This is a genomic window from Micromonospora sp. NPDC049151 (genome assembly GCF_040648395.1).
Taxonomy (GTDB): domain Bacteria; phylum Actinomycetota; class Actinomycetes; order Mycobacteriales; family Micromonosporaceae; genus Micromonospora.
In genome coordinates this window covers 145,011-166,049 of sequence record NZ_JBEZDP010000001.1, presented here as the reverse complement: position 1 = coordinate 166,049, position 21,039 = coordinate 145,011, and the positions used below count along the sequence as shown (strand labels likewise).

Sequence of the window (21,039 nt, the reverse complement as noted above, 5' to 3'; positions counted from 1 at the left end):
GGTGAGCACCCATTCGACGCTGCTGTTCGTGCTCGCCGCCGTCGCGATCGTCATCGCCGTGCGGTGGATCGCGGCCCGCACCGGCCTGCCGGCGGCGGCGCTCCTGCCGCTCATCGGCATCGCGTACGCGCTGCTCCCCGGCCCCAACGTCGGCCTCGATCCCGAGCTGGTGCTCATGGTCGTGCTGCCACCGTTGCTCTACAGCGCCGCGCTGGACTCCTCCCTGCTCGACATCCGCCGCAACCTGCGGATCGTAGTCAGCCTCTCGGTGGTGCTGGTGCTGCTCACCGGACTGCTCGTGGGCGTCGGGTTCCACCTGTTCGTGGCCGGCGCGACGCTGGCGGCCGGCATCGCCGTCGGCGCCGCGGTCGCCCCGCCCGACCCGGTCGCCGCCCTGGCTGTCGGCCGGCGGGTCAACCTGCCGCCGAAGATGGTCACGATCATCCAGGGCGAAGGGCTGCTGAACGACGCCACCGCGCTGACCATGCTCAGCGTCGCTGTCGCCGCCGCGGTGGGCGGCGAGTTCTCGTTCCACGCCGCGGTCGGGCAGTTCGTGCTGGCGGCGGCGGGCGGGATCGCGGTGGGCGTGGTCGTCGCCCGGGCGAAGCGGCTGCTCCGCCCGCTCACCGCGGACCCGCTGCTGTCGAACGCGATCTCGCTCGCGACACCGTTCGTGGCCTACCTGCTGGGCGAGGCGCTGCACGTCTCCGGCGTGCTGGCCGTGGTGGTCGCCGGCCTGATCGTCGGCCACCAGACGCCGCAGTTCGGGTCCGGCGCCGCCCGTCTCCAGACCAACGCCGTGTGGCGGCTCGTCGACTTCCTCCTCGAAGGCTTCGTCTTCCTGCTGATCGGCCAGCAGCTCCCCGCCGTCGTACGGGGCCTGCGCCAGTACGAGACGTCGACCATCATCATCGCGGTCGCCGTGTCGGTCGGCGTGGTGCTGCTCCTGCGCCCGGCCTGGCTGGTGCTGACCCAGTGGCTCCCCCGTTCGCTGCACACCCGGCTCGGTGGCGTCTCCGAACAGGACGACACCGACGAGCCGGACGCGGCACGGCGGCTCGGCGGCGTCGACCGCGACGCCCGCGGGCTGACCGCCCGTGAGGTGGTGGCGCTGAGCTGGTCCGGTACGCGCGGCGTGATCAGCCTCGCCGCGATCTTCACGCTGCCGCTGACCACCCGCGACGGAGACCCCTTCCCGGACCGTGACCTGCTGCTGTTCTGCACCTTCGTGGTGGTCCTGGTGACGCTGGTCGGGCAGGGTCTGACCTTCGCGCCGCTCGTGCGGATGCTCGGCCTGCGCGCCAACGAGGCCGACCAGGCCCGGGTACGCAACGAGGCCCGCTCGGCCGCTGTGGAGGCCGCGCTGGCCCGCCTCGACACCGTCGCCACCGAGGAACCGGACAGCCGGGTCGCCGTCGACACCACGCGCGCCCAGTTGGAGACCCGGCTGGCCCGCTACCGGGGGCGGCTCGACCTGATCGAGCAGAGCGGATCGTCGGAGCTGCCCACCTCACCGGAGTACGAGACGGCGCTGCGGGTCCGCCGGACCGTCCTCGAAGCGCAGCGCGAGGAGTTGCTGCGGTGGCGCGACTCCGGCCGGCTGCCGGACGAGGAACTGCGCGTGCTGGAACGCGAACTCGACCACGAGGAGCTGCTGCTGCCGAAGCGGGCGCCGAGCTGAATCCTGTGCCCGGCGCCCGCCGGCCGCCTCACAGCTGGCGCAGGATCACCGGATCCTTGATTTTCTTGTCGGCGGCCAGCAGCAACGCCTTGCTGATGATCTCGGTGAGCCGGCTGTCACCCTCGAACGGCAGGAACATCTCCGGCTCCTTCACCTTCGCCGAGTCCGGGATGACGCACAGATACCGCTCGTCCGGGGCGATCAGGATGTTGCCCGAGCCGCAGTGGATGCGATACGTGTGCAGGTCGCCGCGTACCTCGAGGAACCTGTCGGTGACAGTGCAGCGGCCGGCGATCGCCAGCCGGGGGATCAGCTCCGCCAGCACGTCCCGGCGCGTCCGGCCGGTCGGGGCCAGCTCGCCGAAGCTGCTCTGCGCCCAGTAGTCGCGATGCCGGCCCGCCCGGCCGCCGTCGTACCAGTCCGGGTCGGATCCGACCCCGGCGGCGGCCACGAACAGGTCGACGTCGCGCATCACCTCGCTCAGCACGACCGGCGGAACCTCCACCAGCGGAACCGGCAGGCGCTCTCCCCGGATGAAGAACAGCTGGTCGGTCCCCATCGTGTCGAAGACGAGGTCGTCGCCCCGGTCCTCGATCCCGGCGACACCCAGTTCGGCGCGCAGCCCCCAGTCCGGGAGGGCCAGCCGGGGCAGGTTGTACGAGGCCCCGTCGTTACGGTGCTGCACGTACGACCAGCCGCGCCGGGACAGCAGCGCGTTGAGCCGGTGCTGACGCACGATGTGCGCGGCGAACCGGTTGGAGTACGTGCCGGTGGCCCGCTCCGCGTCGGTGAGCAGGTACTGCTCCCGGTGCGCCTGCTTGAACGGCTGGGTGATCCCGTGCCGGGTGAGGAAGTCGCGCCACGGCCCCACCGCGTCGGGGTCGAGCACCGGATGCCACAACCGGACCGTAGCGTCGTCGGCCGGCTCGAACACGGTGTCGTCCACTGTTCGCAGCGCCGCACCGGCCCAGCAGCAGGCGACGCCGTCGACGGTCCAGACGAGCCGCCGGGCCAGGGTACGGGCCAGCGGATGGTCCAGGAACCGTTCGCGCCACTGCTCGACGGTCCACGAACGGTCCCGCCGCAGCAGCCCTTCCAGCCGGTCGCGGGTGGCGACGAGCGTCGCGGCGACGTCGGCGACAGTCGCCTTCAGCTCCTTCACCTCGTCGCCGTGGTCCCTGCGCACCTGCGCCGGTGGCGTCTTGACCACCTTGGCGTCGGCGTTGCGCCACACCACTACGGCGTCGACACCGCGCACCTCCAGCTCGTACGAGCAGTCGCCCAGCTTGTCCGCCAGCGGCAGCCCGAAGCCGGGCAGGGCCATCTCCTCGACGTCCTCCCGGCTGATGCCGCGCGCCTCGGCGTGCCGGGCCAGCCCCTTCTCCACCAGGCGCAGGGTGCTCTTGTAGGTCAGCCGCGAGGACAACCGGGCCAGCTGGGCGAGGGCGGCCGGGTGATCGGTGTCGACGAGCGCCGCGACCGCTACGTTCGCCAGTTTCGGGCTCGCCGGGCCGTGGCCGGAGATCTTGCGGGCGGCCCGTTCCGCGATCTGGCCGAGGCTGCGCAGGGTCACTTCGGACGGCGGGCACATCGCCCGCGTCCAGATCAGGCCCCACAGCAGCCCGACGTTGTAGCGGTCGATCATCCGTGGTGGCATGTCCTTGATGTGGCCGGGGCAGCATGTGGTCATGCGCAGCGGCAGGCTGCGCGCCTGCCCGACGAGCGGGAGCCAGTCGTCGAGCCGGGCGGTGAACTCGTCCACGCCCACCGCGTCGAGCAGCGACCGGGCCTGCTTGCGCCAACCGGCCGTCGGCTTCGCCTTGTCCACCTCGACCGGGCAGTGCACCAGCAGCGCCTCCCACGCGGACCGGCGATCCGCCGGCATCGCCTCGATGTCCGCGACGGCGCGGTCGGCCCACTGCTCACCGACGTTGGGGATCGGCCACATCCGGTCGGCCTCGTCGCTGATGTCGCTCAGCGAACGTTCAAGCCGGGTCCGACGCCAGGCCGCCAGCGCCGCCGGATGCGTACGCCCGGCCGCCTCTGTCGCCTTGATGGACTCCCAGGTGAAGCCCTGGAGCTGCGAGCTCCAGTAACCGAATCCCAGCCAGGCCTGACCACCGAGCCGATCGAGCCAGACGGCGCCGTCGAGCCCGCCACCGGAGCGCGCGGCACGGATCAGCTTGCCCCGGCCGTCGCTCTTCTCCCCCGGCACCGTGAGCGCGTCGAACACCACCTGCCGCACCGGCACCGGTTGTGCGGCCAGGAGTTCTGTCGTCCGGCGCCACGCCTCGCCCCGGGCCCGGTCCAACGGCTTCTCGTGCTGGTACGGCAGGTCCGGCAGACTGTCGATCAGGGCGGAGGCGGCAGCGACCCGCCTGTCGTGATCCGCGTCGTCGCCGGTCAGGTCGGCCACGGCGGCGGCGACCGACTCGACCTTCCGGGTGGCCTCCGGCAGCAGCTCGACCAACGGCGCAGCGAGATCGTAGGGCCCGTGCGGATCTTCGAGCGCAGCGAGCAGCGACGGAGCCGTCCCCGCCGGCGCCCAGCCGCACACCGCCACCACCCGGTCGACGAATTGCTGCTTGCCGGTCTCGTTGAGGTTCTCGGCGCTCGGGCCCCACCACTTCTTGGCGGTGGCGGCCACATCGTGCAGGGCCGACTCGGGGTCGTACGTCGTCATTCAGCCACCCACCAGCGGGACGAGTTTGAGGAAGGTGACCCGGGATCCCGCGTGCAGGCGGATCTTCTCGTCAAGGGCGGTGACCTGACGGTCGTCGACGAGCACCACGAAGGCGTTGCGGCTGAACGCGTCGAGCGTCGTCCGGGTGCGCTCCTCCGGGTCGACGTCCACGCCGGACTCGGCGATCTCCAGGAAGACGCGTCTCCGGATCAGCTCGTCGAGCCGCAGCTCCTCCTCGAAGACCTCGATGGTCCACGCCGGTCCACTCGGCGCTCCGACGACCTCGTCGGTGACTGTGATCAATGGCATGGCGGAGAAGATAGCGCTCGCCTCCGACACCGCACGCATTTTGTGTGACCTGACCGCGTACCGGACAGTCTCCACCTTGTACGAGATCGTTTCCGTGAGGCAGGTGGTGAGCGTGTCCTATCCCGCGTACCCGAGCAGGGCCGGCATGTCGGCGGTGGTCGACGCGGCTCGACGCGGCGACCGGGCGGCGATGGACGAGCTGGTCTCGCACTGTCTGCCGCTCGTTTACAACATCGTGGGCCGGGCCCTGAACCGGTCGGCCGACGTCGACGACGTGGTGCAGAACACGATGCTGAGCGTCGTCCGCGGTCTGCCGGGCGTACGCGAGCCGCAGCTTTTCCGCTCGTGGCTGGTGGCCGTCACCATGAACGAGATCCGCACCCACACGCAGCGCCGCCCCACCACGCCCGCGCCGCCGGAGGACATCGACAACGTGATCGACCCGCGCGCGGACTTCGAGGACCTGACGCTGACCCAGCTTCGCCTCTCCGACCAGCGCCGGGAGGTCGTGCTGGCCACGCGCTGGCTGGACGACGACCACCGCCGCCTGCTGTCGCTGTGGTGGCTGGTCGAGGCCGGTCACCTCACCCGCGCCGACCTGGTCGACGCGCTCAACCTGGCCCCTCATCACGTGACCGTCCGGGTGTCCCGGATGAAGGCGCAGCTGGACACCGCGCGGCTCGTGGTGCGGGCCCTCACCGCCCGGCCCGGCTGCGCCGCCCTGGCCGACACGGCCGCCGGCTGGGACCGCCGGCCGGAGCCGGTGTGGCGCAAGCGGTTCGCCCGCCACATCCGGGACTGCCCGCACTGCCCGGACGCCGCCTCGGACCTGGTTCCGGCCGAGCGACTGCTGGCCGGCCTGGCGCTCACCCCTCCCCCGGCCGCGCTCGCCTCGGACGTCAGCCACACCGTGCAGGCGGTCGCCGCCCGGTCCCAGGCCTCCCCGCCCGGCGGGCACGCCGTGAGCGCCGGAGCGAGGTGGGCGCTCCCGGTGTCCAAGACCATGGTCGGCGTCGTGGCCGCCGTCGCCGTGCTCGGCGGGGGCGGGCTCGTCCTCGCCAACTATCCGGACGAGCCGAACCGGCAGCCGGCGAGCGCGGCAGCCGCGCAGCCCTCGGCCGCGACCGCCACACCGGCGCTCACGCCCTCCCCGACCGCGGTGAAGCCGTCCCCGACGGCGGGGGAGCCGTCCCCGACCACCGCGCGGCCGAGCCCCGCCAGGTCGGTGAAACCGTCCAGGTCGCCGAAGCCGACCCTGTCGCCGTCCAAGGCCGCCGGCACGTCGACGGGGGTGTCCGCCGCGGAACGGCGACTGCTGGTGCTGCTCAACGAGCGGCGTCGCGCGCTCGGCCTGACCGAGGTCAAGCTGGGCGCGGCGCAGCACCGCGACGCGGAGACATGCGTACGGCAGAACCTGAACGCGGGCAGCGGGTTGACGCACTGCGGGCACGAGGTGCTGTTCGCGTCCTCCGGCACCGCCACCCCGGAGCAGATGATCGAGGCGTGGTTCAACAGTCCGGGCCACAAGACGGCGCTGACGTACGCGAGCTCCCGCTTCGCCGGCCCGGCCATCGTCTCCAACGGCAGCCGCCAGATCGCCGCCATCAACATCGACTACTGAGGGCCGCCGGAACCGGAGGCGTCAGAGCACGGCGAGCCGGTCGACAAGGAGCTCGATCCTGCGCTCGGTGTCCTCCGGCGGCAGTCGCCGCGCCCGGGTCAGGGTGGCCAGCCCGTGCAGGGCAGCCCAGAACACCTCGGTGAACAGCCCGGGGTGGACGCCCTCCCCGGCGACCTCGCCGAGGCTCTCGGACAGGGCGGCGAAGGCGTCCTTCAGCGGCTCCGGTGTGTCCGCCTCCGCGAATGCCAGGCCGCCGTCGAGCTGGAACATGGCGTCGTAGACCGCCGGGCTGCGCGCGGCGAAGTCGAGGTAGGCGCGAGCGAGCGCGGCCACCCTGGCGCGCGGGCCGTCCGCGGCGGAGGCCGCCGCCCGCAGTGCCGCCGCCATCTCGGCGGCGCCGTCGAGGGCGACCGCCCCGATGATCTCGCGCTTGCCGCGGAAGTGGCTGTAGAGGACCGGCTGGCTGTATTCGATGCGCTCGGCGAGCCGGCGGGTGGTGACGGCGTCCCAGCCCTGCCGCTCGGCCAGTTCGCGGGCGGTCGCCACGATGAGACGCTCCCGCTCCGCCCGCTCCCGTTCCTTACGTCGCTGTACGGACATGATCCGATTCTAGCACCGCTAGGCAGTAGAGCATCGACAGTGCTAGCGTCGACTCAATATCTAGCGTCACTAGATTCCAGGGAGCCAGTCATGCTCAGCGCACTCCAGGTGCTCACCCTCGTGGTCGTCGGCGTCATGGTGGGAGTGGAGTTCGCCGTCGCCTTCGTCCTCAACCGGATCCTCAACGCCCTCCCCGGCGACGGCGGCCAACTCGGTCGCGCGCACGGCGGCCGGATGCTCGGGGCCGTGATGCCGTTCTGGTACATCGCCGCACTCGTCCTCGTGGCGATCTGGGCGGCCGCCGGGTGGGGCCACCACGGGAACGGCCGTACCGTCACGGCCGGCGTGCTGCTGATCGTCAGCGTGCTGATGTCGGCCCTGCTGCTCGTGCCGATCAACAACCGGGGCAAGACGTGGACACCGGACAACCGGCCCGCCGACTGGAAGCAGCAGATGAGCCGTTGGGACCGCCTGCACTACGTCCGGGTCGCGATCATCATCGCGGCCTTCGCCCTGCTGGCCGCCGCCCTTGTCTGACCCGAGCCGGAGATGGAGAAGGCCCCGACCCGGTGTGAACCGGGGCGGGGCCTTGCTCGTCCGTGCGCCGCCAGGGACTCGAACCCCGAACCCGCGGATTAAGAGTCCGCTGCTCTGCCAGTTGAGCTAGCGGCGCTCACCGACAACGGGACGGAACGTTAGCAGCCCGCGCGTCGAACCCGGCACGCAGGGGGTGGTCACGTTCCGGACGTCGCGGCGAGGGCTGCGAACCGTCACCCAGCGACCGCGAAGTGATTGACCATTGTCGAAGTCTGGCGGCATAATCTGACCCGGAGCCGGGCTGGCCACTGGGCGATCGACCGTGACAACCGACAGGACATCGCCGCCAGCGCACCGCCGAGACGATGCGGACCGGCGGCTGCCCCGACCCGACCTTCGCGTCGCCGGATGATGCTGGCGGCGGCCGCCACCCTCCTGACCGCGGTGGCCTCCGGGGTGGCCGTCACCGCCGCGCCCTCGATGGCCGCCGCGAGCACCGGGTACGTGGCGCTGACCCAGCACATCCCCAAGGAGCACAGATGCGACTCACGCGTACCCGGCTCCGGTCGGCCGCTGCGGTGCTCACCGCAGCCGCCGTCGCCGTGGCCGCCGCACTCACGTCCGCGGTCTCCGCGCAGGCCGCCGCCGGCTGCCGGGTCGCCTACACGGTGACCAGTCAGTGGCCGGGCGGCTTCAGCGCGAACGTGGACGTCACCAACCTCGGCGACCCGCTGACCGGCTGGCGGTTGACCTGGTCGTTCACCGCCGGGCAGGTGGTCGGGCAGGCATGGAACGGCACCGTGTCCCAGTCCGCCGGACGCGTCACCGTCACCAACGCCGCCTGGAACGGCGGCCTGGGCACCGGAGCCACCACTCAGTTCGGCTTCGGCGGCTCGTGGAACAACGCGTCGAACCCGGCGCCTACCGACTTCACGCTGAACGGCGTGCCGTGCACCGGTCGCCCGGCCCCCACCACGACCGCGCCGCCCACGACCGCGCCGCCCACCAGCCCGCCACCGACCAGCGCGCCGCCCACCAGCCCGCCGCCGGCCGGCGTGCTGGAGCAGACGCGCACGGTGGGACGGGTGCGGACGGTCGGCACCGGCGTCCAGTACACCTGGCCGGGCATCTATTTCGAGGGCCGGTTCCGTGGGACCGGCGTCGGGATCGTCCTCAACGACGCCCAGAACGACTACGCCGTGCAGGTCGACGGGGCGACCGTCGCCACGCTCGTGACCCCCGGACAGACCACCTACTGGGTCCGCAACCTCGCCGACGCCGAACACACCGTCCGGCTCGTCAAGCGCACCGAGAGCCCGTGGGCCGCAGGCGAGTTCGGTGGTCTCGTAGCCGCTCCCGGTGGCGCGATCCTGGCCCGGCCCGCCGCCCGCAGCCGCCAGATCGAGTTCATCGGCGATTCGTGGACGGCCGGCTACGGCAACATGTCGACGACCCGCGACTGCACCGGCAACGGTGGCGTCACACGCAACTCCAACGCCGACGTCACGTTCGGCGCCCTGACCGCGCAGAGCCTGAACGCCGACTACCAGCTCATCGCCTGGTCCGGCCTGGGCATGGTCCGCAACTACAACGGCCAGGGCACGGACACCTTCCGCACCTACTACGAGACGGACCTGCAGGCGCTGTGGAACAGCACTGTGTGGCAGAACCCGGGCACCTGGAAACCGCAACTGGTAGTCGTCGGCCTCGGCATCAACGACTTCTCCACCGCGCTCAACGCCGGCGAACGGTGGACCACCGCCGAGCAACTCGCCGCCGACTTCCGGAACGCGTATCTGGGCTTCCTCGACAAGCTGCGGACCCGGTACGGCCCGGACACGTTCATCGTGCTCACCTACCCGGATCTCCCCGGCACCCTCCTCGCCGCCTCGGTCCAGCAGGTCGTCCGGACCCGCACGGAGGCGGGCGACACCCGCGTCCGCTCGCTCTACTACGACGACAACGCCCTGGGCCTGGACAAGCTCGGCTGCGACTGGCACCCGTCCCGGCGGGACGACCAGCTGCTCGCCGGGGCGCTCACCCGGTTCCTCGGTACCCTGCCCCTGACCTGGTGAGGCCGAACCGGCGGACGGCCGGCCTCCGCGGGGTCCGTCGGAGGCCGGTCGGAGCCGTATGCTGCCGGTGATGGATGTCTTCGGCACGGTGGCCGACCTGTACGAGCGTGTGCGCCCCGGGTATCCGCCGGAGATCGCCGAGTCGATCCTCGCCTACCACGGCGGCACACCGGCGTCGGTGGCCGAAGTCGGCGCGGGCACCGGGAAGGGCACCGAGGTGCTGGCCCGCCTCGGTGCGCCGCTGACCTGCGTGGAGCCCGATCCGCGGATGGCGGCCCGGCTCGCCGAACGATTCCCGGACGCCCGCATCGAGGCGACGACCTTCGAACGGTGGTCGCCGCCCGCCGGCGGCGTGGACGTGCTCGCCTGCGCGATGGCCTGGCACTGGCTGGACCCGGCCACCCGCAACGCGCATGCCCGGCGCGCGTTGGCGCCGGGCGGCACCCTCGCCGTCTTCGGGCACCGCTTCGACTACGCCGACGCCGCCCAGCAGGCCGCCGTACGGGCCGCGCTGCGATCCGTCGACCCTACCGTCCGGGAGCGGCCCGTCGACTGGTTCCACCGGGACGTCCTCGACAGCGGACGGTTCGACGACGTACGCCGGGAGGTGTTCCGCCGGGAGCTGCCGCTGGACAAGGAGCATTACCTGGCGCTGATGCGCACGTTCGGGCCGTACCTGTCGCGTACCCCGGAGCAACAGCGACGCGGTATCGCCGCGCTGGACCGGCTGGTGGACGAGTTCGGCGGCACCGTCGTGCTCGACCTGCGGACCACGCTGGTGCTCGGCCGGGCCGATGCTCGGTGACCGGTGGGGCGTGTCCGACGAGGAGACGCTGCGCCGCTACCCGTGCGACGACATCGTGCCCGCACCCACGTTGCGGGCGTGGCGCGGGGTGAGCGTGGACGCGTCACCGGCGGCCGTGTGGCAGTGGGTCGGCCAGATCCGCCTCGCGCCCTACTCGTACGACTGGATCGACAACCTCGGCCGCCGCTCACCGCGACGGTTGGTGGGCCTTCCCGAGCCGGTGGTGGGCGAGCCGTTCACCACGGCGGGTGGGCGGCGGCGCGGCCGGGTCCTCGCTGTCGAACCGGGGCGGCACTTCACCGGCGAGATCATGGGCGCGGTGCTGTCGTACGTCCTGGTGCCGGAAACCGGGGGCGGCACCCGCCTGCTGCTCAAGGTCGTGATGCGGACGAACCCGGTGATCGCCCCCGGCGGATGCCTCGGTGACCTGGTGATGGCCCGCCGGCAGTTGCTGAACCTCAAGCGGCTCGCCGAGTCCCGGTGACGGGCCGGCGCGGTGAGGGACCGCATTCGCGGACGGACCGGGACGGGTTCGCCACCTGGACTGCGGCGATGGCCTTCGGTCGATGGGTTCTCCTGGCCCTGATGGCGCTCCTCGGTCCGCTGCTGTGGTGGAGCGGCGTGGCGCTCACCACGTCCGCCGCCTACGCCGCTCTCCCGTCCGGCGATGCGCGCCTGCCGGATCTCGCGGCCGCGTACCGCAGCAGCGCGATCGTAGTCATGATTGTCTTCGTCCTGCTGAACCTGGCGCTGGTGCTGATCGCCGTGCCCTCCGAACGGGAGGTGCGACAGGGCCAGGGCGGCACGATCGTCCGCGCGGTGGTGGGAACGGTGCTCGTCACCGCCCTGGTGTGGTTCGAGTACCGGTTCAGTCCGGCGGGCCACGACTGGAGCGGTGACCCCGACGCCCGGAGCGCGGGCCGGGATCACCTGCACCCCTGGCATCCGGCGGCCGGGGGCTCTGGGTCGCGGTGCACTCTGCGGTGGCGGCCTCGATCGGCGTACGGGCCGGGCAGTACCGGCACCGCCGGCGGATCGTGGATGCCCTCAGGAAGAGGGTGCAGGCGCAGCGGGTGAACGCGGAACCGCACCCTTGACGGCGGCACGCTCGATCACGCCGGTCGTCGCTCGACCGGCGCGCTGCTCAGTACGCCGTCCGGCCGGACCTCCTGACGCAGGCGTGCCAGGTCGACGAACCGGTCACCGTCGGGCGGGACGGCGTCGAGCAGGCGCAGGACCACCGTGCAGTACTTGGCCATGGTGTTGCGGCCCGGCATGAAGATGGACAGCTCGTCGTGGGCTTCCGGCGTCCGCACGATCAGGTCGGCGGGCAGGGGCGGCAGCGTCTCCGGGGTGCCCTCCACCGCGACTTTGACCGTCCAGAACGGCCCGACACCGTCGAGCACGCGCCGGTCCTGGTCCGGCGTCTCCAGCGCCAGCGTCCGCCACGGCTCGCCCAGGCAGGTGACGCCGGCCTGCCGCACGGTGGTGACCAGTCCGGCCGCCGCCGACGCGATGACCTCCTCGGCCCGGTCCCACTCCTGCGTGTCCCGGCCCAGCGGCGTGCCGGGCACGAGCCGCGCCACCACAGTCACCGCCGGCACGTGCCGCGACCGCGGTTCGGGCTGCGCCTCGAAGACCGCGCGGGCGGCGGCTATCGCGTCGGCCTGCGCCTGGCGTTGCCGGGCGACCTCGTCGCTGTGCCGGTCGAGCAGCGCGAGGGCCTGGTCCGGTTCGTCGAGGGCCCGCCGGACGAGCTTGACGCTCATCCCGGTGTCCCGCAGCAGGGTGATCAGCATCGCGCGTTCCACCTGGTCGAAGGCGTACGAGCGGTGGCCGGTCCGGCCGTCGACCTCGGCGGGCACGAGCAGCCCTTCGGCGTGGTAGAAGCGCAGCGCCTGCGGCGACAGGTGGCACATCTGGCTGAACTCGCTGATCGACAACATGACCAAAGACTGCCCCCTGCGGTAACCGCAAGGGCAAGTGACATCGCCTAACGCCTGTCGTCGTCGCGCCCGGCCTGGGGCAGCCCGGCAGCCGCCGCGATGGCCTCGACCGCCTGTTCCAGCCCGGTACTTTCCGGGAGGACGAGCTCGCCGGGCCAGCCCAGGACGTCGTGCGCGGCGTACCAGCCGCTCATCTGCTCGGCGGTGAAGTCACCGGCCTGTGGGCGGGTCAGGTGCCGGCGCAGCGTCTCGGCCAGCGACACGTCGAGGTAGCAGAACAGCGATCGCCCCCGGTGGCCGTCCCGCAGCGAGGTCAGCACGTCGCGGTAGCGGCCGGTGTACAGGATGCCCTCCAGGACCACGTGGTAGCCGTGGTCGACGGCGAACCGGGTGGTCTGCTCGATCAGCGCGGGCGCGACGCCGCCGGGCTTGTCCCGTTCGAGCAGGACGACGCGGCGCAGATAGTCCTGTTCGACGAGGGCGCAGCCCCGGCCGTGCCGGCGTCGTAGCTCGCGGGCGATGCTGCTCTTGCCCGAACCCGAGTTGCCCCTGATACAGACGAGGATCGTGTCCGGGCTGCCGGCGGGTGCAGCGCGCACTGTCCCTCCCTGGCCGCGAGTATCCCGAAGGCGCCACCCGGCCGCACCTCGGTGGAACGCCATGGGTGCTTCACACCGGTCATCGCCGACGCTGTGCACCCTCCTGGACGCGGGTCGCGCTCACCATGGGTATCAGCGAACAGGCGGCGCAGAAGAGGTTCTCATCAAACCGGTCTCATCGGGAGTCGTCCCAATCGCCGGTCCGCATGAAACGCCTCAGGCGTAGCGTGGGCTCGGTGAGGTCCCAGCGCTTTCCGGCGACCCACTCGTCGTCGTAGTAGGAGCGACGGTACGGCTCGGCACCATCGGCGGCCACGATGACCACCGCCCCCGACTCGCCCGCCTGACTCATACGGTTCGCCAGGTGACAGGCGCCCCAGAGGCAGGCGCCGGTGGACGGCCCGGCCGCCACGCCGCCGGCCGTGGCGAGGACTCGCATGGCGGCCACGCTTGACGCGTCCGGCACCGGAATGACCAGGTCGACGACGTCGGGATCGAAGGCCGGCTCCAACCTCGGCCGCCCGATCCCCTCGATGCGCGACGGCATTCCGGTCGCGTAGTCCCGGCACTCGGTGGCCCAGCCGGGAAAATACGCCGAGTTCTCCGCGTCGACGACCGCCAGCCGGGTGGCGTGCCCGTGCCGGCGCAGGTAGCGGCCGATCGCGCGAGAGGTGGCCCCGGTGCCGGCGCCGGTGACGATCCACGCGGGCTCCGGTCGGCCCTGGGCCGCGAAGTCGCGCAGGATCTCGTCGGGCAGGCCGGGCACGCCGTCGTCGAGGTCCGCGTCGATGGCCGGACCGAGCGTGGCCAGGCAGTCCAGGTAGTACCCGTTCCACTTTCCGGCCAGCCGCTCGGCGTTTTCGTATACGGCCAGCGGCGGGTCGACCCGGTAGGTGGCCCCACCCTGCTCGGAGATTCGGGCGATGCGGTCCGGCGACGACTTAGCGGGCACCACCGCGGTGAACGGCAGCCCCAGCACCCGGGCGAAGTGCGCCTCCGCGACGGCCATGTTCCCGCTGGTCGCCTCCACCAGCCGCGTCTCCCGACGGATGACGCCGCGCGAGAGCGAGTGAAGAAACAGGCTGCGCGCGAAGCGGTATTTCACACTTCCGGTGGGGCGCGCCGACTCATCTTTCACGAAAATCGCCACAGACGATTCGCCGGGGAAGGGTAGACGAATCAGGGGCGTCGCTTTCTCGACGTTCCGATCGGCTTCCAGAACAGCCGTGGCTCGGCGACCCCAATCATCTCCCGAGAACTCCGGATGAAGTCCCGTCAATGCCATCCGAATCCCATCAGCCCTCGTAGGACAAGATTTCCGACAACTGCGTGAGGCGATCCCGGACCGAGCTCACCAGGACGCCGCCGCTCGCCTCGTCCCGCCGCAGTTTGCCGCGCTTGACAAGATCATGGACGCCCTGCCGGGTGATGCCGAGCATCGCGCTCGCCACCGTCAGCGAGACCGCCTCGGCTGACGGATGGCCGAACCGGCGCGCCACGAGCGCCCCGAACGGCGTGCGCCACCACTCGAACGGCGGCGCGAAGACGTCGCCGGACTGGTAGATCTCGGCGGTCAGGCGCCGGACGGTCTCGGCGGCGAGCCGTTCGTCCGGGCCGAGCACCTGCGCCGCCCACACCTCGGCGGCGATCTCCAACTGCCGGCGAAGCGCCGAGGAACCGGGTGGATCGTCGCCGTCCGTCCCCAGCAGCCGGTCGAGCGGATCGAGCAGGCGTGCCCCGACGTCGCACACGAGCTGACGGACGATGGCCACATGAACCGCGGTCGACACCTCGCCCCAAGCGGGCCTGTCGTCCACGAGGCCATTGCTACCTGCCGGTTCGCCGTTCATCAGTCCACCTCCACGCTCGCGACCGAGTCTAGCAGGCACTTGACACCGACGGTAAAGTCGCCGGGACCCTCCGCGCGATGATTGTCAAGAGTTCAAATAACTTTGCGTCCCACACCCTGCTTAACGGCTTGACAGGCTTCGTTAAGCGCGCAACGATAGCCATTGGCGTCGATTTGCTACGGGGGTAGCGCAATGGATGTTGGCGTTCGCCAAGATTTTTCGGCCAATCCGTGCAGCTCGTCAGGTGAGGCGTCGGCGGGCCGTGCGAGCACCCGCATACCCAAACCGTGGTTTTGGGGCCGATTTTGGAGATCACTGTTCAGTGAATCAGCCGAAGAGCTGAGGACAGAAGGCGCGGTACGGTCAAATCAGGCCGCTATTAGTTGATCTTCACGATCGGCACCGCCCTGCAGCACTGATCTTCAGAGGGCGCGACAAGCCCGTCCCGATTCGGCGATGACGCGCCTACGCACCAATCGGATGATTACCTTCAGTAACGACAGTAGAGGGATCGTTGCCGCGTATTGCTTCAGGAACGGGCTATGGGCCGAGGGCGAGCCCGTAGGGTCGGTCGCGTGGCCGAGACGCAGACAGAACTGGACCTCTCCTACATCGCCAGCGTGACTCGGGTCCGCGCGGCGGCCGGCGTGCTCCTCCGCGATCAGACCGGCCGGGTACTGCTGGTTCACCCGGCCTACAAGGACGTGTGGGAAGTTCCCGGCGGAACGGTGGAGCCGGACGAGTCCCCGGCGGACGCCTGCACGCGCGAGATCCGGGAGGAGCTGGGCCTGTCGATACCCGCAGGGGCGCTGCTGTGCGTCGACTGGGTTCCGCCGAGCCCGCCGTGGGACGGCGGGCTCATGTTCGTCTTCGACGGCGGGGTCCTGACAGCGGACCAGATCGCGGCAATGCGGCTGTGCCCCGACGAGCTGGACGGCTTCGCCTTCATCGAGCCGGGACGCCTAAACGAGGTGTTGATCCCCCGACTGGCTCGGCGGGTCACCGCAGCGGTCGCCGCGATCGAGCATGGTGGTGTCTACCTCGACGATGGGGTCGCGATCTCGAACAGTTAGTCGATCGGCCCCCATGGCCTTGGTCCCGTAGTAGGTCGGTTGGCGGAGCTGCGGGGTTGCCTCGAAGGCGAAGGCGACGCTAGTCGCGGCCTGCTGCAGGATTACCGTTGGCGTCTCTCGGCCGCGGACGCCGGCAGGGGCTCCGTGCTCACCCAGGAAGCCTATTGTCACGACTCCTCGCGGGTTATGTCGGCGCCGAGGGCGGTGAAACGGCCGGTCAGGTCTGCGTGGCCTCGGTCGATCATGGCACCGTTGCTGATGACGGTTTCGCCGTCGGCGACAAGTCCGGCCAGCACGAGGCCGATGCCGGTCCGCAGGTCGCGGGCGATGACTTCGGTGCCGCGCAGCGGCGCACCGCCGTGGACGACGGCCTTCTCGCCGTTGACGGTGAGGTCCGCGCCGAGCTTGGTCAGCTCATCGGCGAGGGCGTAGCGGGCGTCGTGGATGCGCTCACGGAAGTAGCTCGTTCCGGGTGCTTGGGTGGCGAGGGCCATTAGCGGAGGCTGCAGGTCGGTGGCGAACCCGGGGTGGGTGTCGGTGATGACGTTGATCGAATGCAGTTGACCGAGTCGGGTGACGGTGGTGACCGCCCCTGCGGGGGTGAGTTCGATGCCCATCTGTCGGAGCTTGTGCGCGGCGACTCCGAAGTGATCCAGCACGGCGTCACCGACGAGGTTGACCGCGCCACCGGTGATGGCAGCCGCGATGGTCAGTACGCCGGCGTCCATGCGGTCCGGCATGATCGTGTATTCGACCGCGTGGAGCTCGTCGACGCCGGTGACGACGATGCGGCCGGTTCCTGCGCCGCTGATCTGGGCGCCCATGGCCGTGAGCATTGCGACTACGTCGAGGACTTCGGGTTCCAGCGCGGCGTTCTCGATGACGGTCCGGCCGGGCGTCAGGGCCGCGGCCATGATGAGGTTCTCGGTGCCCGTATGGGAGGGCGTGTCGAGGTAGAGGTCGGCGCCGCGCAGGTTGCTGGCCTTGATGCTGATCGTGGTGCCCTGTTCCTCGATGTGCCCACCGAGGCGGGCCAGGCCCCGGTAGTGGAAGTCAAGCCCACGGGTGCCAAGGGCGCAGCCGCCGGCACCCTCGAAGATCACCTCGCCTCGGCGATGCAGCACCGAGGCGAGGAACAACACGCTGCCCCGAAACAGGCGGGTGAGATCGGCTGGTAACCGCGAGCTGGTGATCTCGGTGGCGTCGATGACGAGCAGTCGGTCGCTCGGGTGGTACTCGACCTGAGCGCCGAGAAACCGGGCGAGGTCGACGGCGTGCTGGACATCGGTGATCGCGGGGACATTGCGCAGCACCGTCTGACCGCGTCGGGCGAGCAGCGCGGCACCGATCATGGGCAGGGCCGCGTTCTTGGCGCCCTGCACGACGACGGTGCCGTTGAGCGGGCCGGCGGGGCGGACACGATAAAGAACTTCGGTCATGTGACGTTCCTTCAGCAGAGGAAGTGGTTGAGCAGGCGCGGGCGAGACAGCTGCCGGTGGTGGTCGGCGGTCACGCAGTCAGGAACAAGCCGTTCGGTCCTTGGCGGTAGAGCCGTCCGCAGACGGGGCAGATGAGGTTGTCGTCGAGGCGGTGTCCGCACCTGCAGGCCCAGCCGAGTCGCCGGGCCGGGTTGCCCATGACGAGGCCGTGGTCCGGCACGTCGTGTCCCACGACGGTGCCGACCGCGACCATGGCGTACTGGCCGATGGTGACGCCTGGGGCGATGACCGCGTTGGCACCGATGGTGGCTCCGTAGCGAATCGTCACCGGTTCCCGCCGCCAGTCATCGCGGCCCTTCAGGTGACCGGCGGGGTTGATGGCTCGGGGTGCGGGGTCCTCCAGCAGGTAGACCCCGGGGGCGAGCATCGCACCGTCTTCGATGGTGGCTCCGAACACCCCGCATCCGTCCTGGATCTTGACCCGGTTGCCGATGACCGCTGCCGAGGCCACATGAACGCCTTTGCCGAGTACGCAGTCCTCGCCGATCCGGACGTCCCCGTCGACCTGAGCGTGGTGCCAGATCCTGGTTCGTGCGCCGACGTGAGCTGCGTCGGCGACCTCGGCTGACTCGGCGATGAAGGGCGCGTCCGACGTGCGCCTGGCTGTCGGTGCTGGCGTCTTGGTCATGTCGAACGCTCCGCAGGTCTCAGCAGCCGTTCCAGGTCGTCCAGGGTCCGGACGCTTATCAGCTCGTCGTCGGATAGGGGACGACCGGTTCGTTCCTCCAGCAGCACCGCGAGCGTGAGCCGGTCGAGCGAGTCCAGACCGAGTTCGGACAGCCGCGTGAAGGCGGTAATGGTGTTGGTGGGCCAGCCGCTGATCTCTGCGAGGGCCTGTTGGGCCACGGTCTGTTGACCCAGAGCGTGCGTGCTCATCGGATCCGCCCGGCGGCGTCGAGCAGCAGCGGCAGGCACTCGGCCATGGGCGCACGCTGCCAGAGTCTGCGGACGGCGACCGCCCTGGTCGAGGTGCCGGCGGCGAGTTCGTGCAACGCCGCTTCGAGGAACCGCTCCAGCATCTCGTGTGTGCCCGGCGGGAGGTTGCCACCCGGTTGGCAGAGCATGTCCACCAGGCCGCGGGTCGCGCCGTCGATGAGGTCGTCGAGTACCGGTAGGTGCATCGCGCGCCGAGGGCTGTAGGGATGGGTGGCGGTCGAACCGGGAGCGGTGATCCCGTCGGCGACGATGACAGCGGCGTGCGGAGCCAGCAGCACGCCGCACCGGTAGGTGCCGGTCGCAAGGTGGATCATCGGGTGTCCCGTCCGGCCGAACAGCGGCAGGTGATCGAGGGTGACCGGCCGGTGCCCCACCCGGACCTCGATCAACGCGGCATCGCGCAGATGAGTGTTGAGCTCGGCACTCGCGTCATGGATCAAGGTGGCGATCTCGTCCAGAGCGGCGGGTTGGCTGTAGTCGGGTTCAGTGGAGAGCCGATTCGTCGCCCCCAGATAGATGGTGCCGTCGCCGCGCGGGACCATGTGGCTGCCACAGGCGAAGCCCCGGTTCGGGGTTCGCACGGCAGCGGGCAGCGAGAACGGGACGCGGGCCAGCAGCGACACGCCTCGCCCGGACCGCAGCGGAGGTGCTTCGACCTGCTTGGCGAGCGATGGGGCGAGCAGACCCGTGGTCCCGGCCCCGGCGGCGAGCACCAGGTGGGCGGCCAGGACAGTGCTGCCGTCAGCCGCGTCAACGGCTACATGCTCGCCGCGCTCGCTGACGGTCGTCACGGTGGTATCGAGCCAACGACAGCGGGGATGGGCGGTCAGCACTGTGGCCAGGGCCTCGACCAGGGCCGTCGGGTCGACGCTGGCCTCATCCGGCAGCCACAGTGCCTCGTGCGCGCGCACCTGCGGTGCCAGCCCCGGTACGGCGCTCGGCGACGCGAACTCGGCGCGGCACCCGTGGGTCTTGGCGGTCTCCGCGATGGCCCGAAGGTTCGCGGCGTCGTCCGGCCCGTAGCCGTTGCTGATCACCCACACGCCTGGGAGAAGCCGTAGTGCCCGCTTGCTGGCCGTGCCGATGCGGTCCAGCCAGGCTTCGTACCCGGTCCGGGCGGCCAAACGTTCGCCGACTTCGAGGCTGACGCGCTGGGGATCATGGCTCGCCTCGACCTCGCTGAACACGGTGAGCATCGCGCCGGCGGCCCGGGATGCTTGCCCCGCGTGGTCGCCGGTCCGAGGTCCGACCACGGTGACGTCCAGGTCCCGGCTGAGCAACTCGAACGCGGTGGCGAGCCCCAGCAGGCCGGAGCCTGCCACCACGACGTCTGTCACGAACTGGTTCATGTCACTCACCTGATCCGTCCAGGGAATCGATGCGGGTGGCGGCGAGGGTGTGCACCTCGAACCGGAGACCACGGAATGCTGCCCGTCCGGCGGCCCGGAGCGGATACAGCCGCGACAGCAGCACGTCGCGGTGCATCGCGTAGCGGCGCAAGGGGATGTCCAGCTCGCAGATCTGCACAGTGCGGCACTCGTATCCGCTTCGTCGTAGCGTCTGGCGAGTGCGGGGGATGTCGGTCAAGGAGGAGTGCGTCAGCAGCAGCGTCCCGCCCGGCGCGAGCAGCTCGTCGAGGCGGGCGAGCAGGACGTCGTACAACGCCCGCCCGTCACTGCCACCGACCAGCGCGGTCTCAATGCCGTCGTCGACGGCGTACACCGGATCGTGTGGGAAGTGCGGAGGGTTGCAAACGACTAGGTCCCAGGGTTCGGGGACTGCCAGCTCGGCGAGGTCCCCGACGATCGTGGCCACCTGGGCGGGTGAGATGCCGTTGCGGGACGCGTTGTCGCGGGTCACCTCCGCACATGCCGGATTGACGTCCAACGCGGTCACATGTGCCGCGCCCGCCGAGGCCAGGGCCACCGTGTACAGGCCGGAGCCGCACCCGATGTCCAAGACCCGGGCACCCGAAAGAGGCAGGCCGGGGTTGGCGTTCAGCGCGCTCAGCAACGTGAGCCCCACGTCGGTCGGGAAGAGGACCGGGCCGTCCTCCGGCGTCTCGATCTCGATCCGCCGGCCGAGTACCTCCACCGTGGCCGAGATGGTGCCGTTACGTGTCGGCCCCAATTGGCAGAGTGCATGCGCCGCTCCTGCCGGGACCCTCACCCGGACCGTCTGCGGCGGCACATTGATGACGTCGGTGCTGCTCATGAAGATTCCTCCTCATCATCAGAAGAAGCCCTGCTGGAGAGCCGGTAGGAGCGGGTGTGCCGGGCTGGCCAGCCGAGGAAGCGGTCGAAGACATGGGCGGTGCTGCCGGTGTCGCTGGGCCGGAGCTGGTGCAGATCGTCGATCGCGTCATGCAGGCAGCTGGCCAGATAGAGGAAGAGACTGACCAGGCTGTCCCTGTACTCCGTCAGAAGGGCGACCTTCGCCGCGCCGCAGGGCCACGGCTGGCCGCACCGTCGGCACAGCCACAGTGGCCGCATCGGCACGTGCGGCAGGGAGTGCTCGTTAGGGGCCGTCATACCGACCGCGCCAGCGGACGCAACCGTAGATGCGCCAGGGGCGCAGGCGTCCCGATCTCCGCGTAGAAGCCCCGGTCGCTGCTCATCGAGCCTCACGCTCCCGCGTCTGCCGCTCGAAAACGATCTGCCAGACGTACGTCAGCAGAGGCGGATCGACCGACGCCGGTCGCAACGCTTGAGCCGCTGCCGGGCGGCCTCTTGGCGGGTCGCCCATCGTCGCGTTGCGCGAGAGGTAAACGGTCATGGCTGGCCCCCGCTCGGGTCCGCCGCCTGAGTGCGGTGAGCTTGCCGGCG

General features: G+C 70.7%; 22 protein-coding genes and 1 tRNA gene. 8 read left to right on the top strand and 15 right to left on the bottom strand.

What is annotated here, in order from left to right; all coding sequences use genetic code 11:
- Position 1: 1 nt before the first annotated feature.
- Positions 2-1,681: a Na+/H+ antiporter gene (locus AB0B20_RS00845; RefSeq protein WP_357467039.1), complete on the top strand. Its 1,680-nt coding sequence runs from the start codon at positions 2-4 to the stop codon at positions 1,679-1,681.
- A 28-nt stretch (positions 1,682-1,709) separates the two neighbouring features.
- On the opposite strand, the gene AB0B20_RS00840 is transcribed toward AB0B20_RS00845, so the two are convergent.
- Positions 1,710-4,364, bottom strand: coding sequence for a DUF4132 domain-containing protein (locus tag AB0B20_RS00840; protein WP_357467035.1), 2,655 nt, complete (start codon positions 4,362-4,364; stop codon positions 1,710-1,712).
- Positions 4,365-4,673, bottom strand: a complete 309-nt coding sequence (locus AB0B20_RS00835; protein WP_357467032.1) for a hypothetical protein — start codon at positions 4,671-4,673, stop codon at positions 4,365-4,367.
- A gap of 112 nt (positions 4,674-4,785) precedes the next feature.
- Here AB0B20_RS00835 and AB0B20_RS00830 point away from each other — a divergent pair, with 112 nt between their 5' ends.
- Positions 4,786-6,294 (top strand): sigma-70 family RNA polymerase sigma factor, encoded by a 1,509-nt coding sequence (locus AB0B20_RS00830; RefSeq protein WP_357390264.1) that lies wholly within the window; start codon positions 4,786-4,788, stop codon positions 6,292-6,294.
- 21 nt (positions 6,295-6,315) lie between these two features.
- Here the strand turns inward: AB0B20_RS00830 and AB0B20_RS00825 are convergent, their stop codons facing one another.
- Positions 6,316-6,894, bottom strand: coding sequence for a TetR/AcrR family transcriptional regulator (locus AB0B20_RS00825; RefSeq protein ID WP_357390266.1), 579 nt, complete (start codon positions 6,892-6,894; stop codon positions 6,316-6,318).
- Positions 6,895-6,984: 90 nt separating this feature from the next.
- Here AB0B20_RS00825 and AB0B20_RS00820 point away from each other — a divergent pair, with 90 nt between their 5' ends.
- A complete protein-coding gene (locus AB0B20_RS00820; protein ID WP_357467028.1) occupies positions 6,985-7,431 on the top strand; it encodes a DUF1772 domain-containing protein in 447 nt (148 codons plus the stop codon).
- 63 nt (positions 7,432-7,494) lie between these two features.
- Here the strand turns inward: AB0B20_RS00820 and AB0B20_RS00815 are convergent.
- Positions 7,495-7,567 (bottom strand) — tRNA-Lys (locus tag AB0B20_RS00815).
- Positions 7,568-7,970: 403 nt separating this feature from the next.
- Between AB0B20_RS00815 and AB0B20_RS00810 the strand changes: the two genes are divergently transcribed.
- The 4 genes from AB0B20_RS00810 (at position 7,971) to AB0B20_RS00795 (ending at position 11,388) form a co-directional block, all read left to right on the top strand.
- The gene (locus AB0B20_RS00810; RefSeq protein ID WP_357390270.1) at positions 7,971-9,506 is read left to right on the top strand and encodes a cellulose binding domain-containing protein; all 1,536 of its coding nucleotides are present in this window, start codon (positions 7,971-7,973) and stop codon (positions 9,504-9,506) included.
- 70 nt (positions 9,507-9,576) lie between these two features.
- On the top strand, positions 9,577-10,311 hold the full coding sequence (locus AB0B20_RS00805; protein WP_357390272.1) for a class I SAM-dependent methyltransferase: 735 nt from the start codon (positions 9,577-9,579) through the stop codon (positions 10,309-10,311).
- A gap of 10 nt (positions 10,312-10,321) precedes the next feature.
- Positions 10,322-10,795 (top strand): SRPBCC family protein, encoded by a 474-nt coding sequence (locus tag AB0B20_RS00800; RefSeq protein ID WP_357467025.1) that lies wholly within the window; start codon positions 10,322-10,324, stop codon positions 10,793-10,795.
- A gap of 68 nt (positions 10,796-10,863) precedes the next feature.
- Positions 10,864-11,388 carry a hypothetical protein gene (locus tag AB0B20_RS00795; protein ID WP_357467022.1) on the top strand — a complete coding sequence of 175 codons (525 nt, stop codon included), beginning with the start codon at positions 10,864-10,866 and terminating at the stop codon, positions 11,386-11,388.
- A 35-nt stretch (positions 11,389-11,423) separates the two neighbouring features.
- On the opposite strand, the gene AB0B20_RS00790 is transcribed toward AB0B20_RS00795, so the two are convergent.
- From AB0B20_RS00790 to AB0B20_RS00775, 4 genes are all read right to left on the bottom strand, one after another.
- Complete coding sequence (locus AB0B20_RS00790) at positions 11,424-12,257, bottom strand: MerR family transcriptional regulator (RefSeq protein WP_357390278.1); 834 nt, start codon at positions 12,255-12,257, stop codon at positions 11,424-11,426.
- A gap of 47 nt (positions 12,258-12,304) precedes the next feature.
- The gene (locus AB0B20_RS00785; protein ID WP_357390280.1) at positions 12,305-12,856 is read right to left on the bottom strand and encodes a kinase; all 552 of its coding nucleotides are present in this window, start codon (positions 12,854-12,856) and stop codon (positions 12,305-12,307) included.
- A gap of 175 nt (positions 12,857-13,031) precedes the next feature.
- Positions 13,032-14,141, bottom strand: a complete 1,110-nt coding sequence (locus AB0B20_RS00780; protein ID WP_357390282.1) for a pyridoxal-phosphate dependent enzyme — start codon at positions 14,139-14,141, stop codon at positions 13,032-13,034.
- Between the two features lie 10 nt (positions 14,142-14,151).
- Complete coding sequence (locus tag AB0B20_RS00775; protein ID WP_357390284.1) at positions 14,152-14,706, bottom strand: hypothetical protein; 555 nt, start codon at positions 14,704-14,706, stop codon at positions 14,152-14,154.
- Between the two features lie 575 nt (positions 14,707-15,281).
- Between AB0B20_RS00775 and AB0B20_RS00770 the strand changes: the two genes are divergently transcribed.
- Positions 15,282-15,779, top strand: coding sequence for an NUDIX hydrolase (locus tag AB0B20_RS00770; protein WP_357390286.1), 498 nt, complete (start codon positions 15,282-15,284; stop codon positions 15,777-15,779).
- A gap of 167 nt (positions 15,780-15,946) precedes the next feature.
- Here AB0B20_RS00770 and murA read toward each other — a convergent pair whose 3' ends face one another.
- The 7 genes from murA to amcA form a co-directional block, all read right to left on the bottom strand.
- Entirely contained in the window at positions 15,947-17,218 is a 1,272-nt protein-coding gene (gene murA, locus AB0B20_RS00765; protein WP_357390288.1) for a UDP-N-acetylglucosamine 1-carboxyvinyltransferase, read from the bottom strand.
- Between the two features lie 70 nt (positions 17,219-17,288).
- On the bottom strand, positions 17,289-17,906 hold the full coding sequence (locus AB0B20_RS00760; protein ID WP_357390290.1) for a DapH/DapD/GlmU-related protein: 618 nt from the start codon (positions 17,904-17,906) through the stop codon (positions 17,289-17,291).
- Positions 17,903-18,154 carry an acyl carrier protein gene (locus AB0B20_RS00755; protein WP_357390292.1) on the bottom strand — a complete coding sequence of 84 codons (252 nt, stop codon included), beginning with the start codon at positions 18,152-18,154 and terminating at the stop codon, positions 17,903-17,905. The genes AB0B20_RS00760 and AB0B20_RS00755 overlap by 4 nt, the downstream gene beginning before the upstream one ends.
- Complete coding sequence (locus AB0B20_RS00750; protein WP_357467018.1) at positions 18,151-19,635, bottom strand: FAD-dependent oxidoreductase; 1,485 nt, start codon at positions 19,633-19,635, stop codon at positions 18,151-18,153. Before AB0B20_RS00750 ends, AB0B20_RS00755 begins: the two co-directional genes overlap by 4 nt.
- Complete coding sequence (locus tag AB0B20_RS00745; protein ID WP_357467015.1) at positions 19,565-20,428, bottom strand: methyltransferase domain-containing protein; 864 nt, start codon at positions 20,426-20,428, stop codon at positions 19,565-19,567. Before AB0B20_RS00745 ends, AB0B20_RS00750 begins: the two co-directional genes overlap by 71 nt.
- The gene (locus AB0B20_RS00740) at positions 20,425-20,706 is read right to left on the bottom strand and encodes a hypothetical protein (RefSeq protein WP_357467558.1); all 282 of its coding nucleotides are present in this window, start codon (positions 20,704-20,706) and stop codon (positions 20,425-20,427) included. The genes AB0B20_RS00745 and AB0B20_RS00740 overlap by 4 nt, the downstream gene beginning before the upstream one ends.
- A 121-nt stretch (positions 20,707-20,827) precedes the next feature.
- Positions 20,828-20,989 (bottom strand): multiple cyclophane-containing RiPP AmcA, encoded by a 162-nt coding sequence (amcA, locus tag AB0B20_RS00735; protein ID WP_016818147.1) that lies wholly within the window; start codon positions 20,987-20,989, stop codon positions 20,828-20,830.
- Positions 20,990-21,039: the final 50 nt, after the last annotated feature.

Bases quoted from the DNA above. Each gene is read 5' to 3' on its own strand.
- AB0B20_RS00840 (WP_357467035.1), bottom strand. From the start codon at position 4,364: ATGACGACGTACGACCCCGAGTCGGCCCTGCACGATGTGGCCGCCACC.
- AB0B20_RS00835 (WP_357467032.1), bottom strand. From the start codon at position 4,673: ATGCCATTGATCACAGTCACCGACGAGGTCGTCGGAGCGCCGAGTGGA.
- AB0B20_RS00825 (WP_357390266.1), bottom strand. From the start codon at position 6,894: ATGTCCGTACAGCGACGTAAGGAACGGGAGCGGGCGGAGCGGGAGCGT.
- AB0B20_RS00820 (WP_357467028.1), top strand. From the start codon at position 6,985: ATGCTCAGCGCACTCCAGGTGCTCACCCTCGTGGTCGTCGGCGTCATG.
- AB0B20_RS00810 (WP_357390270.1), top strand. From the start codon at position 7,971: ATGCGACTCACGCGTACCCGGCTCCGGTCGGCCGCTGCGGTGCTCACC.
- AB0B20_RS00805 (WP_357390272.1), top strand. From the start codon at position 9,577: ATGGATGTCTTCGGCACGGTGGCCGACCTGTACGAGCGTGTGCGCCCC.
- AB0B20_RS00795 (WP_357467022.1), top strand. From the start codon at position 10,864: ATGGCCTTCGGTCGATGGGTTCTCCTGGCCCTGATGGCGCTCCTCGGT.
- AB0B20_RS00790 (WP_357390278.1), bottom strand. From the start codon at position 12,257: ATGTTGTCGATCAGCGAGTTCAGCCAGATGTGCCACCTGTCGCCGCAG.
- AB0B20_RS00780 (WP_357390282.1), bottom strand. From the start codon at position 14,141: ATGGCATTGACGGGACTTCATCCGGAGTTCTCGGGAGATGATTGGGGT.
- AB0B20_RS00775 (WP_357390284.1), bottom strand. From the start codon at position 14,706: ATGAACGGCGAACCGGCAGGTAGCAATGGCCTCGTGGACGACAGGCCC.
- murA (WP_357390288.1), bottom strand. From the start codon at position 17,218: ATGACCGAAGTTCTTTATCGTGTCCGCCCCGCCGGCCCGCTCAACGGC.
- AB0B20_RS00760 (WP_357390290.1), bottom strand. From the start codon at position 17,906: ATGACCAAGACGCCAGCACCGACAGCCAGGCGCACGTCGGACGCGCCC.
- AB0B20_RS00755 (WP_357390292.1), bottom strand. From the start codon at position 18,154: ATGAGCACGCACGCTCTGGGTCAACAGACCGTGGCCCAACAGGCCCTC.
- AB0B20_RS00745 (WP_357467015.1), bottom strand. From the start codon at position 20,428: ATGAGCAGCACCGACGTCATCAATGTGCCGCCGCAGACGGTCCGGGTG.
- AB0B20_RS00740 (WP_357467558.1), bottom strand. From the start codon at position 20,706: ATGCGGCCACTGTGGCTGTGCCGACGGTGCGGCCAGCCGTGGCCCTGC.
- amcA (WP_016818147.1), bottom strand. From the start codon at position 20,989: ATGACCGTTTACCTCTCGCGCAACGCGACGATGGGCGACCCGCCAAGA.